The sequence below is a fragment of the Streptomyces sp. CC0208 genome, from assembly GCF_003443735.1.
GTDB lineage: Bacteria > Actinomycetota > Actinomycetes > Streptomycetales > Streptomycetaceae > Streptomyces > Streptomyces sviceus.
Genome location: NZ_CP031969.1, coordinates 492,881 through 504,488, shown reverse-complemented (window position 1 = coordinate 504,488; position 11,608 = coordinate 492,881). Strand labels below are relative to the sequence as shown.

Here is an 11,608-nt window from a genome sequence, read left to right as displayed (position 1 = left end):
GGGCGCGCAGCGGGTGCGCGCCCCCTGGTCGGCTTGCGAAGGAACCGTCAGTCGGTGTGCAGGTGGTACACGTTGAAGGCCCGCCGGATCACGGGCTGGGCCACGTTGCGCACCCGCACGCCGCCGGCCGTCATCCCGTGCTCCGTGCCCGCGTGGGCGTGTCCGTGCACGCTCAGGTCGGCCCCCGCGGTGTCGATCGCCTCGGCCAGCAGATAACTGCCGAGGAACGGATAGATCTCCGGCGGCTCACCGGCCAGCGTGTCGGCGACGGGGGAGAAGTGGGTGAGCGCCACCCGCGTCCCGCAGCCCTGCCGCTCCAGTTCCTCCAGCGCGGTGCGCAGTCCGTCCGCGCAGCGCCGTGAGTACCGTACGAACTCCTTCATCAGCGGCTCGCCGAACTCCCCGGCGCTGCGGCCCACGAACCCGCCGCCGAACCCCTTGGTACCGGCCACGCCCACGCGCGTGTCGCCGCACTCGACGATCGTCCCCTCGCCCTCCAGAACCCGCACACCGGCGTCCTCCAGGAGGGCCGTGACCTTCTCGGGCTGCTCGTCGTGGTGGTCGTGGTTGCCGAGCACCGCCACGACCGGCACCGGAAGGTCCCGCACCTCCTGGGCCACCACCCGGGCCTCCTCCGGCGTGCCGTGCCGGGTGAGGTCCCCGGCCAGCAGGAGCAGGTCGGCACAGTCGGGCAGGGTCTCGAAGGCGGGACGCAGCACGCCCTGGCTCTCCAGGCCCATGTGGATGTCCCCCACGGCGGCGACGCGGATCACGGCAGTTCCTCCGCATGGTCGGGCGTGGCGGTCTCCGCGACCACCACGTCGGTGTGCACGGACAGTCCGGCCAGCGCCTCGTGGACGGTCCGCAGTACGGTCTCCCGGCACTGCGCGGACGGCACGGTGCCGGTGACCACGACGGCCCCGGCCCGCACCTCGGCGCGGACGCCCAGCTCGCCGAGTTCCTCCGCGGCGAGCCGGTCGCGCAGGTGGGCGACGCGGTACTCGATGTTCTCTTCGGACCGGTCGGGCGCGGAACCGCTCATGACCGTTGCTCCTCGCTCCGCGGCTCGATGACCTCAAGCCGTTCCAGGAAGTAGAAGAACGCGTCCGGCATCGGCGCGTCCCCGCAGCCTCGGCGTACGGCGTCCCAGTCGACCTTCTCCCGCAGCGCGCGGGCGATCGGCAGGACGGCCCCGAAGTCGCAGTGGTGCTCGGAGAACGCGGACAGCAGGCTGTGCAGCAGGTCGGTCGGGGACAGCACGGGCATGAACACCGAGTCCACCGAGAGTTCGTCGGCCCGCGCCAGCAGGTCCCTGGTGACCGGCTGGTGGGCCAGCTCGAAGATCAGGTCGACCTGCTGGCCCATGCAGTCGGCCTTCAGCAGCCAGTCCTCCGGGGGTGTCCGCACCTCCAGCCCCGCTTCGCGGAGGGTCTCGGCCACGTTCGGCGCGTCCTCGGGGAGGATCGCGAAGTCGACGTCGTGCTGAAGATTCTGGGCGCCGCCGTGGGCGTACACGGCGACACTGCCCGCGAGTGCGAACGGGTGCCCTTCCCGTTTCAGAATCGCGCCGACCTGCTTGGCCGCCTCCAGGATCGCCTGGTTGCGGTCGACGGGCAGGCTCGCGGCGAACGCGTCGGCGGCGCTCCCCGTCGCCAGTCGCAGTCCGGCGGCGCCCCCGTGGCGGGCGACGTCGTCGTCGGCGTGCTGCGTCATCAGTGCCCCCTTCCTGGCCGGCCCACACCGGAGGGGACGGCGAGCCTCGAGTACCCGGGGCTCGGCCCTCGACACGGCGGCACATCGGGCTTGGGGCCGTCCATCGCCTTCGGCCGGTGGGAGGAGGAGGCGGCTCCGGGCGGGGTTGCGCCGGCTTTCGGGGTGTGGGCGTCGGTCTTCGGCCGATAGCTGGGGCCGCGGCCAGGGCGACGCGGCCCGGTGACGGGCTCGCTCATTCCGAGGGCCAGCCGTCCCGACCCGCCAGGTGCAGCACGAGGGCCGCGATGTTCCACGCGTCGTCCTCGCCGCGATGATGACGCCCGTCGAGGGACAGTCCGGCCATGCCGAGGGCCTGCGCCATCCCGGGGCGCTTGCGCAGGCCGTACACCTCGGTGAAGACCGCCTTGGCGTTGGTGTGGCGGCGGCCGAAGGGATACGGCGTCTTCGTGGCTCCGCACTGCCGGGTGAACTGGTTGCGGTCGTAGTCGCCCCAACTCGCCCACGGGCGGGCGCCGGAGGCGTGTTCGGAGGCCAGCCGGCGGCAGGCCTCCCCGAAGGACAGGCCCCCGTCAACCTCGTCCTGGGTGAGGCCGGTCAACTCCGTGCAGAAGTCGCTCACTTCGGACCGGGCGGGCCGCACCAGGATCCGGTGCCGTTCGACGCGCTCGGCGGTCGACAGGTCGACGACCGTCAGCCCGATCTCGATGATCTCGGAGATCGCGTGCGGGGGAGGGGAGCCGGGCCAGCAGGTGGCTTCGACGTCCACCACGTTCAGGAGGCGCTCGGCGCCCGTGCTGTCCATGCCGAGAACCGTAGGGGGGCAGATGTGTGCGAGTCATCTCGTTTTCCCTGTACGGAGGTTCGGGAGGGGTGGTGGAACCCGGTGTTCCGTATGAGAGTGCTGTGAATTTCCGAGGCGCTTGAACGCGGGGGGCCCGTCGTCCGTATGGGGCGGGGGATTTGCATGCCCGGAGAGCCGACACGCGCAGGAGTACATCCGTGGGACGCAGCAATCGCAGACGACAGACAGGCGCACGACGTGCGACCTTCGCCGCAGTGGCCCTGATGCTCGGGGGTGGTGGCCTGGTCGCGGTGAACGTGTACGCCTCCGCCACGGAGAGCGGCACACCGCAACAGACGTCGTGGGGAGCCGTCACGATCGACTGCCCTGACGTCGGCGACACGCTCACCAACGTGCCCGACGGGTCGAGGGCGGACGTCGACAAGGAACTCGCGCTGCTGGACCAGCAGATAGCCGAGGCCTACCAGCAGCTCCAGGACCCGTCGGTGCAGGACCGCGAGTCCGCGCAGAGCCGTATCGTCGACCCGCTCCAGGAGAACCGGGCCGCCACGATCGATCGCATCACCGCGGCACTCGAACGCACGGGAGAAAAGCCGGACGGCCTCGGCGACATGGCCGGCTGCACCCTGCGCGAGACCGAGAACCAGAACGGCGACGGTCAGGACCAGCAGCAGGGCGATGGCCAGAACCAGGACGGCCAGAACCAGGACCAGCAGCAGGGCGACGGCCAGCAAGGCGGAGGTCAGGACCAGGGCGGCCAGCAGCAGGGCAACGGCGGGCAGGCCGGCAATGGTCCCGTCGCCGCCGACTACGCCGACATCAACAGCGCCCCACCCGCCGCACAGGCGCCGCCGGCTCAGGGCGACGCCTCCCGCGGCACCTTCGTCACCAGCTGCGGTGTGAACGCGGGCGGCCTGTTCAACTCGGACAACGTCATCGTCGCCCCGGGTGTCTCCAACGGCGCACACCACTTCCACGACTACATCGGCAACCAGTCCAACACCGCCTTCGCGAGCGACCAGGACCTGGCGAACGCCGAGACGAGCTGTGTCGACCAGGGTGACAAGTCCACGTACTACTGGCCCGTGATCCGGCTCCAGAACGGAACGCAGGAACAGGACGCCGCCAAGCCCGGCGGCGGCATCGAGGGCAACGCCGGCCAGATCGTCACGCCGAAGGAGGTGACGCTGACGTTCGTGGGCAACCCCCGCAGCAAGGTCACCGCGATGCCGCGGCTGCTGCGCATCATCACCGGTGACGCCAAGGCATTCGTCAACGGCACCGCCAACGCGAACGCGTCCTGGAGCTGCACCGGGTTCGAGGACCGGCAGCTGAAGGACAAGTACCCGCTGTGCCCGCAGGGCAGTGACGTGGTGCGCACCTTCAAGTTCCAGAGCTGCTGGGACGGCCGCAACATCGACAGCGCCAACCACCGCACCCACGTGGCGTTCGCCCAGAACGACGGCACCTGCCCGAACGGCTTCAAGGCCATTCCGCAGCTGGTCCAGCGGATCGTCTACGACGTCGACGCGCCGAGCCTGAACGACGGCGGCCGCACGACTCCGCTGTTCGCGGTCGACTCCTTCCCGGAGCAGCTGCACAAGCCCGTCACCGACCACGGCGACTTCATCAACGTCTTCGACGAGAACCTGATGAACGAGATGGTCGGCTGCATCAATGACGGCCGTCAGTGCGGCGCGGGCACGGGCCAGGACGACCCGGGCAACGGCGACACCGGTGGCGGGGACAACGGCAACGGCAACGGTGGCGGCGGCAACGGCAACGGCAACGGTGGCGGCTCCGCCCCGGACCCCGGCGCCAGCCAGGACCCGGGTAACGGTGACGGCAACGGCAACGGCGGCGACAACGGCTCCGAGGACAACCCCGGAAACAGCGACGAGCCGCAGCAGCAGCCGACGCAGACCGCCGAAGCCCCGGCAGGCGGCCGGACGACCGCCCCGGCCGACAACGAGCCGAAGACCTACAGCTCACCCACCACCCACAGCACGACCGCCCCTTCGCCCAAGACCGAGACGGGGACCGGGACCGGGATTGGCAACGGGAACGGGACTGGGACCGGCACCGGCAACGACCAGGCGACCCAGCCCACCCCCCAGGCCGACACCACCACCGACGCCCCCGGAGCCGTCGCCCAGCCCCCGCTCGCCGCACAGCCCGCACCGCAGGGCAACCAGGGCAGCCTCGCCGAGACCGGCACCCAGTTGTGGCCGGCCGCGCTCGGCGCGATCCTCCTGATCTCGGGCTTCGTTCTCCTGCGACGCACCAGCCGCCGCTCCATGTGACACCGACCGGCACGAGCCAGAAGCGCAGAGTGGCTGTCCGCCGCGCAGCTCCACCGGCGGACAGCCACCCCTGCTCGGCCCCCCGCCGACATGCCACCTCGAGATCGAGGTGGTTATTCTTGGTCTGGGAAACCGAATTCGGACCGTACCCCCGGCGGCCGCCTCGGGATATGCACTGGTATCCGCGAGCCGAGCTGAACAAGGGCGACCGCTGATACCCGCGGGACAATTTCACGGCACCACTGAGTGGCCCTGCCACTGGTCCGTATGCAGCAGCACGGGAAGCAGGGGTTCATGGCTCCCGGTGCGGCTTGACGGGCCATGCCGTCCCCCTTCCGGGAGTGCCCATGCCTCTGCGCCGACCCCGCCTGCGAGCGGCGTCCGCCCTCGCGGTCTGCCTCACCGCGCTGGCCCCGACCACGGCCGGTGCCACCACCGCCCCGCCAGGTGACCGGACGCTTCAGCGCCAGCTCGACGAATTCGTGCACCGCTCCGGCGGACCACCCGGAGCCATCGCCGTCCTGCGGACCGAGCACGGGACCCGCGTCGTGCGCGCCGGAGCCGCCGACCTCCGCACGGGCCGCTCGCCCGGCCCCGACGATCACATGCGCATCGCGAGCACGGCCAAGGCCTTCAGCGGGGCGGTGGCCCTCACCCTGGTCGACCACCACACGCTGCGCCTGGACGACACCCTGGGCAAACGGCTTCCCCGGCTCCCCGCCGCGTGGCGGTCGGTGACGCTCCGCCAACTCCTCAATCACACCAGTGGGCTGCCGGACTACTCCCGCAGCGACGGGTTCGTCAACGAGCTGCGGGCCGACCCGCACCACCACTTCGACTCCCGGCGCCTGCTCGACTACATCGCCGACGAACCCCTGCTCTTCAAGCCGGGCACGCAGTACCGCTACTCGAACTCGGACAACATCGCCGTAGCCCTCATGGCGGAGGCGGCGACCCGCACGCCGTACGAGGACCTCCTGCGCGAGCTCGTCTACGCACCCCTGCAGCTGCACTCCACCAGCCTCCCGCAGGGCTACCGGATGCCCGTGCCCTACCTGCACGGCTACGACGTGAGCTCACCCGCGTCCCCGGAGGACGTCAGCGAGGTCATCGGCATGTCGGGCGTCTGGGCCTCCGGAGGCATCGTGTCCACCCCGGCCGACATGACCCGCTTCATCCGGGGCTACGCCGGCGGACGGTTGTACGCCAAGTCCGTCGTCGAGCAGCAGCGGAAGTGGGTCGGGGGCGCGTCCGAACCGGCAGGACCGGGCCGCAACTCCGCGGGCCTGGCCCTCTTCCGGTACGAGACGCGATGCGGAGTCGTCCTCGGCCACACCGGCAACACGCTCGGGTACACCCAGTTGATCGCGGCCACCCCCGACGGCCGCCGTTCACTGACCTTCTCGGTCACCGCTCAGATCACCCAGTCCTCCGACGCGGAACTGCTGGGGAAAATGCGGGCCATTGAAGAGAACTTCGTCTGCGCATTGCTGCACGGAAAGAATCGGTAGGCGCTTTTACCCGGCCGTAGGAATTCAACTCACCACGATTTCCCAGGTGTCGACGGCGTAATGGACCGACATTCCGTTGCGTGCGTACAACGCGGGGGCGCCGGTGGTGTTCTCGGTGTCCACGCCGAGTCCCGCGGTCTGCCGCCCCCGGTCCGCGAAGGCCGCGAACGCCTGCCGCAGCAGCAGCCCGCCGAGGCCCCGGCCGCGGGCCTCGCGGACGATTCCGAGGCTGCGGATCCATCCCATGGCCTCGCGGTCGTCGCGGGCGATCAGGAAGCCGACGTCCCCGAGGTCCCCGGTGGAGACGAGCCACACCAGGGACCAGTCGAGCCGGTCGGCGTGGATGTCGGCCAGCCACTGCTCGTACGAGCGCGGCTGGAAGTCGAAGTGCTCGGCGAAGGCGGCCTGGTGGAGGGCGTGCGCCTGCTTGCGGTCCGCCTCGTCGGCGCAGGCCCGTACCCGCACGCCCGCGGGCGGCTCGGGCGGCAGGTCCGCGCCGGACCGCAGCGCCCGCTCCAGCACGTGATAGCGGCGTACGACCGACCAGCCGCGCGCCCGGATCAGCGCCAGGTCGGTCGTGGGCGCCGCGTTCAGGTGCAGATGGAGCACGGCCTTCGAGGCGCCGTTCGCCCGGGCCTTTTCGAGCGCCCTGGTCTCGACCGCCTCCAGGAGGCGTTCACCGGCCCGCTGGTGGTCGGGCAGCACGTAGTGGTCGGCGTCGATGCGCTCGCCCTTCGAGTCGTCCCACACCAGGGCGTACGCCACCAGGCGCGGTCCGTCGAAGGCCAGCCAGGAGTCGCGGTCGAGGTCGGTCTCGGGCCGGCCCAGATCCGCCTCCACCGAGTGCAGATCGGTCTCGGGCCGTCCGATCTCGATCCGGTCGATCTCGTTGAGCAACTCGGTGACGGCCGGCGCGTCGGTGGGCGCGGCAGGGCGCAGCAGGTAGGGCATGAGGCAAGGGTCGGGCGCGGGCGCGACGGCCGCAAACGAGTTTTGCGCGAGCGGGGGGAAGGCGTTCTCACGGCCTTGGTAGGCTGCGGCTGTTGATCATGAACGCCTGCAGGGCCTTTGCGGGATCTTTGTGGAGAGTCGTCAAGTGTGGCGTCTGGTACGCCTGTTGACACTGTGACGACTGATAAGATCATTACACTTTTCAGTAGGCTGATGACGCGTCATACGCGCGTACGGGGGACAGCCAAAACGGCCCCATCGTGAAGGAGTGACGGTTGGTCCGCCGGTAAAGCCCGCGCCGCAGGCGGCGGGCGGCTCCGGGGGTCCCATGCACGGTCAGTCTCCCGACGCGAGGCGACTTGAAGAGAGTCTCATGACGTCATTGTTCGAAGATCCACTCCTGTGGGTCCTGCTCGTGGTACTCATCGCTGCGGTTTTCGCAGTGATGCGCGCACGGAGAACCAACCTCCAGCTCCGCGCGAACAACAACAAACTGCACGGCGACATGGCGAGTGTGCGAGGTCAGCTCGCCGAGCTCCAGACGACCTACTCGTCGGTGAGCGCACGGCATGCCGCGGATCTGGAAGAGGTGCGCAAGGACGCCGAGTCGGCGACCAAGGCGACCCTGAAGTCGGCCGTCGGCACCCTGGCGACCCTCGCCGAGGAGCAGCTGTCCCTGCTCGACGGACTCCAGCAGAAGTACGGCGACGACCACGCGGTCCTCGCCGACCTGATGCTGGTCGACCACACCGGCAGCCAGTTCAGCCGGCGTACCAAGGGCATCTCGGTGCTCTGCGGCGGCTGGCTCGGCCGACGTGACCGGGATGCTTCCGTGTACGACGTCGCCCGCAGCGCCCAGGGACGGATCCGCGACTTCGAGCGGGTCAAGGTCCACTCGCAGGCGAGCGTCGCGATCACCAGCCGGGCGGTCGAACCGGTCGCCATGGTCCTGGCCGAACTGCTGGACAACGCCACCAAGTACAGCGCCCCCGGCACCCCCGTCGAGATCAACATCCAGGCCGTACCCACCGGGATCTGCCTGATCGTCGACGACGCCGGACTCGGCATGGACCAGGAGACCAAGGCCCGCGCCGCGTCCCTGCTGACCACCGGCGGATCCGTGGACATCACGAGCCTCGGCGACCCGCCCAAGTTCGGCTTCGCCCTCTCCGGGAAGCTCGCCGCCCACTACGGATTCCACGTCTCCGTCGACGCGGTCTCCCCCTACGGCGGTGTGCGCGCTGTGATCCGGGTGCCGGAGAACCTCCTGACGGCGGACGTGCCCGCACCCGCGCCCGTCGAGCTCGACGACCACGAGGGCCTGCCCGCGGCGGCCAAGCCCACCCCGGTCGCCTCCCTCGTCGTCGGACAGACAGCCGGAGGCCTGCCCAAGCGCCGTCGGCGCCGCAACGGCGCCGTCTCCGTGGTCGCCACGCCCGGCGCGGAGGTTCCCGACCTGGACGCGGCCGGCGAGGAGACCGCCTCACGGCTCAAGGCATTCGCTCGCGGAACCCTGCTCGGGCGGGACTCGGACAACACGGAAGGACCTCAGAACCAGTGAATCCCGACCTGTCGTGGGTGCTGAACGACGTGCTCGAGGTACGCGGAGCCCGGCACGCCATCCTCGTCTCGGCGGACGGCCTGCTGATGCAGCGGTCCGACGGCATCGTCCGTGACGACGCCGAGCGGAACGCCGCCGCGATGAGCTCCCTGCAGTCCCTGTGCCGCAGCGTCGCCCCCTTCGTGGGCGGCGGCAAGGGCCTGTGGAAGCAGACACTGATCGAGTTCGACGGCGGGTGGATCTTCCTCATCGCCGGGGGCAGCGGCTCCTACCTCGCCGTCTCGACCGCGCTGGACGTCGACATGGAGGCCATGTCGATCCGGATGCAGAAGACGGTGGGCGCGCTGACCAAGGCGATGAGCGCGACGCCGCGCCAGAACACCGGCGTAGACGCATGACCTGGCCAGGCGAGGACGCTCCGGTAACCAGCGACTTCGTCCGCTCCTACGTCATCACGGGCGGCCGTCGTCTCCCCTCCGACGACGACCTGGCCCTGCACACGCTGGTGTGCCTGGCCCCTGACCGGACCCTGCCGCTCGGGGCCGGACCCGAGGTGCGGGCCATCTGGGAGCTCTGTTCGGGCGGCTACCTGTCGGTCGCCGAAGTCGCCGGCCATCTGGGACTGCCGGTCGGCGTGGCCCGACTGCTGCTGTCCGATTTATTCGAGCAGGGGCACCTCCTGCGCCGCGCTGAACCGGCCCCCGCCCAGCACGTTCCCCGAGCGATACTCGAGAAGGTTCTGCATGGACTCGAAACCCTCAACATCGGCTGACCCCGGGGCGAACGGCTCCATCTACGTCTCCGCCGACGTGACCACCGCCGCGAAGATCCTGGTGGTCGGACACTTCGCCGTGGGCAAGACGACCTTCATCGGGTCCCTGTCGGAGATCACTCCGCTGCGCACCGAGGAGAAGATGACCCAGGCGTCGATGCACGTCGACGACCTGCGCGGGGCGCCGGAGAAGGCGACCACCACCGTGGCGCTGGACTTCGGCCGGCTGACCCTGAGCGACGAGCTGGTGCTGTACCTGTTCGGCACCCCCGGACAGCAGCGCTTCATGCAGCTGTGGGAGGACATGGCGCGCGGCGCGCTCGGCGCCCTGCTCCTGGTCGACCCCTCCCGGCTGGAGGAGACGTTCCCGGTCATCGACCTGATCGACGAGTACGGCCTCGAGTACGCGATCGCCGTCAACACCTTCTCGCAGACCAGCCACTTCGAGGAGGACGAGATCCGCGAAGCACTCGACCTGCTTCCGGACACTCCCGTCATCTACTGCGACGCCCGCGACCAGCGCTCCTCCGCCCGCGCCCTGATCGCCCTCGTGCGCCACCTGCTCGACCGCGCCGCCTGAACCACCACCCCCCGCCCGGACCGCACGGTCCGGGCCACCAAAGGACACAGACATGGACGTTCACGACACGGCCGCCACCGGTGCGGCCAGATGCCCCATGTACGACGACTCCTTCGCGGCCGACCCGCAGAAGGTCTACGACTACCTCCGGGCGCACGGCCCCGCCGGCCCGGTCGAACTGGCCCCCGGTGTCGACGCCACCCTGGTCGTCGGCCACGAGACGGCCCTGCGGGTACTGCAGAACCCCAACCTGTTCGCGCGCGACGGCCGCCGCTGGACCGCCCTCAACGACGGCCGGGTCCCCCTCGACAGCCCCGTCCTGCCGATGATGGCGTACCGGCCCAACTGCCTGTTCACCGACGGCGCCCAGCACCTCAGGCTGCGCAAGGCGGTCACCGAGAGCCTCGACCGCCTCAACGTCACCCGCATCCGCCGCGACGTCGAGCCGATCGCCGCCTACCTCATCGACCAGTTCAGCGAGCGGGGCCGGGCGGACCTGATCAACGACTACGCCAAGCTGCTGCCGATGCTGATGATCAACAAGCTCTTCGGCTGTCCCGCCAGCATCGGCGACCGGGTGACCAGCGCGATGGCCGACATGTTCGACGGCAAGGACGCGCTGAAGGCCAGCGACGAACTCACCGCCTGCTTCATGGAGCTGGTCTCCCTCAAGCGCCGCGAACCCGGCGACGACATCACCTCCTGGCTCGTCCAGCACCCCGCCGGCCTCAGCGACGAGGAACTCAAGGACCAGCTGGTGATGCTGATCGGCGCCGGCGTGGAGCCCGAGCGCAACCTCATCGCCAACGCCCTGCTCCTGCTCCTGGACCGGGACGGCGAGGACGGGCCGAGCATGCAGATCGAGGACGCCCTCGACCACGTCCTGCTCAACAACCCGCCCATCGCCAACTACGCGACGCACTTCCCGCTCCAGGACGTCGACCTCGGTGGAGTGGTGGTCCAGGCGAACTCCCCCCTGGTCATCAGCTTCGCCGGTGCCAACAGCGACCCCGCGCTCGCCTCCTCGGGCCAGGCCCACAGCCGCGGCGCCCACCTCGCCTGGGGTGCGGGACCGCACGCCTGCCCGGCCAAGAGCCCGGCCCAGGTCATCGCGGTCACGGCCATCGAGCTGATCCTCAACGCGCTGCCCGACCTGGTCCTGAGCGTCCCGGCCCAGGAACTGCAGTGGCGTCCCGGCCCCTTCCACCGCGCCCTGGCCACCCTTCCCGTGCAGTTCAGCCCCACCCCCGCCACCCGGATGGCCTCGGCGTACGGCGTGCCCACCGCGCCCCGCCCGACCGTCGTCCAGCAGCCCCAGCAGGCGGCGCGTGTTCCCGCACCCGCCCCGGCATCGCAGAAGCCGGCCAAGAAGGGCTTCTGGAGCAGCTTCCTCGAGATCTTCCGTGTGTGACGGC

General features: G+C 70.3%; 12 protein-coding genes. 7 read left to right on the top strand and 5 right to left on the bottom strand.

The features are described from left to right. Window positions 1–47: 47 nt before the first annotated feature. The 4 genes from D1369_RS02350 to D1369_RS02335 all read right to left on the bottom strand — a co-directional run bounded on the left by D1369_RS02350 (window position 48) and on the right by D1369_RS02335 (window position 2,515). On the bottom strand, window positions 48–773 hold the full coding sequence (locus tag D1369_RS02350) for a metallophosphoesterase (RefSeq protein WP_007386753.1): 726 nt from the start codon (window positions 771–773) through the stop codon (window positions 48–50). Further along, a complete protein-coding gene (locus tag D1369_RS02345; RefSeq protein WP_007386754.1) occupies window positions 770–1,042 on the bottom strand; it encodes a BON domain-containing protein in 273 nt (90 codons plus the stop codon). Before D1369_RS02345 ends, D1369_RS02350 begins: the two co-directional genes overlap by 4 nt. After that, on the bottom strand, window positions 1,039–1,713 hold the full coding sequence (locus D1369_RS02340; RefSeq protein WP_037902422.1) for a nucleotidyltransferase family protein: 675 nt from the start codon (window positions 1,711–1,713) through the stop codon (window positions 1,039–1,041). The genes D1369_RS02345 and D1369_RS02340 overlap by 4 nt, the downstream gene beginning before the upstream one ends. A gap of 232 nt (window positions 1,714–1,945) precedes the next feature. Continuing rightward, complete coding sequence (locus D1369_RS02335) at window positions 1,946–2,515, bottom strand: 3'-5' exonuclease (protein WP_007386756.1); 570 nt, start codon at window positions 2,513–2,515, stop codon at window positions 1,946–1,948. Between the two features lie 197 nt (window positions 2,516–2,712). Between D1369_RS02335 and D1369_RS02330 the strand changes: the two genes are divergently transcribed. Together D1369_RS02330 and D1369_RS02325 are read left to right on the top strand one after the other, a co-directional pair. Next, the gene (locus D1369_RS02330; RefSeq protein ID WP_240436045.1) at window positions 2,713–4,818 is read left to right on the top strand and encodes a DUF1996 domain-containing protein; all 2,106 of its coding nucleotides are present in this window, start codon (window positions 2,713–2,715) and stop codon (window positions 4,816–4,818) included. A gap of 347 nt (window positions 4,819–5,165) precedes the next feature. Next, window positions 5,166–6,329, top strand: coding sequence for a serine hydrolase domain-containing protein (locus D1369_RS02325; RefSeq protein WP_037902424.1), 1,164 nt, complete (start codon window positions 5,166–5,168; stop codon window positions 6,327–6,329). A 24-nt stretch (window positions 6,330–6,353) separates the two neighbouring features. Here D1369_RS02325 and D1369_RS02320 read toward each other — a convergent pair whose 3' ends face one another. Further along, the gene (locus tag D1369_RS02320) at window positions 6,354–7,280 is read right to left on the bottom strand and encodes a GNAT family N-acetyltransferase (RefSeq protein WP_007386759.1); all 927 of its coding nucleotides are present in this window, start codon (window positions 7,278–7,280) and stop codon (window positions 6,354–6,356) included. Window positions 7,281–7,653: 373 nt separating this feature from the next. Here D1369_RS02320 and D1369_RS02315 point away from each other — a divergent pair, with 373 nt between their 5' ends. From D1369_RS02315 to D1369_RS02295, 5 genes are read left to right on the top strand one after another with little or no spacing between them, the layout of a single operon-like run. Then, on the top strand, window positions 7,654–8,841 hold the full coding sequence (locus tag D1369_RS02315) for an ATP-binding protein (protein ID WP_007386760.1): 1,188 nt from the start codon (window positions 7,654–7,656) through the stop codon (window positions 8,839–8,841). After that, on the top strand, window positions 8,838–9,239 hold the full coding sequence (locus D1369_RS02310; RefSeq protein ID WP_007386761.1) for a roadblock/LC7 domain-containing protein: 402 nt from the start codon (window positions 8,838–8,840) through the stop codon (window positions 9,237–9,239). The genes D1369_RS02315 and D1369_RS02310 overlap by 4 nt, the downstream gene beginning before the upstream one ends. Next, window positions 9,236–9,613, top strand: coding sequence for a DUF742 domain-containing protein (locus D1369_RS02305; RefSeq protein ID WP_007386762.1), 378 nt, complete (start codon window positions 9,236–9,238; stop codon window positions 9,611–9,613). Before D1369_RS02310 ends, D1369_RS02305 begins: the two co-directional genes overlap by 4 nt. Then, entirely contained in the window at window positions 9,585–10,193 is a 609-nt protein-coding gene (locus D1369_RS02300) for an ATP/GTP-binding protein (RefSeq protein ID WP_007386763.1), read from the top strand. The genes D1369_RS02305 and D1369_RS02300 overlap by 29 nt, the downstream gene beginning before the upstream one ends. A 52-nt stretch (window positions 10,194–10,245) precedes the next feature. Then, window positions 10,246–11,604 (top strand): cytochrome P450, encoded by a 1,359-nt coding sequence (locus D1369_RS02295; protein ID WP_007386764.1) that lies wholly within the window; start codon window positions 10,246–10,248, stop codon window positions 11,602–11,604. Window positions 11,605–11,608: the final 4 nt, after the last annotated feature.

Bases quoted from the DNA above. Each gene is read 5' to 3' on its own strand.
- D1369_RS02345 (WP_007386754.1), bottom strand. From the start codon at position 1,042: ATGAGCGGTTCCGCGCCCGACCGGTCCGAAGAGAACATCGAGTACCGC.
- D1369_RS02335 (WP_007386756.1), bottom strand. From the start codon at position 2,515: ATGGACAGCACGGGCGCCGAGCGCCTCCTGAACGTGGTGGACGTCGAA.
- D1369_RS02315 (WP_007386760.1), top strand. From the start codon at position 7,654: ATGACGTCATTGTTCGAAGATCCACTCCTGTGGGTCCTGCTCGTGGTA.
- D1369_RS02325 (WP_037902424.1), top strand. From the start codon at position 5,166: ATGCCTCTGCGCCGACCCCGCCTGCGAGCGGCGTCCGCCCTCGCGGTC.
- D1369_RS02295 (WP_007386764.1), top strand. From the start codon at position 10,246: ATGGACGTTCACGACACGGCCGCCACCGGTGCGGCCAGATGCCCCATG.
- D1369_RS02340 (WP_037902422.1), bottom strand. From the start codon at position 1,713: ATGACGCAGCACGCCGACGACGACGTCGCCCGCCACGGGGGCGCCGCC.
- D1369_RS02300 (WP_007386763.1), top strand. From the start codon at position 9,585: ATGGACTCGAAACCCTCAACATCGGCTGACCCCGGGGCGAACGGCTCC.
- D1369_RS02305 (WP_007386762.1), top strand. From the start codon at position 9,236: ATGACCTGGCCAGGCGAGGACGCTCCGGTAACCAGCGACTTCGTCCGC.
- D1369_RS02320 (WP_007386759.1), bottom strand. From the start codon at position 7,280: ATGCCCTACCTGCTGCGCCCTGCCGCGCCCACCGACGCGCCGGCCGTC.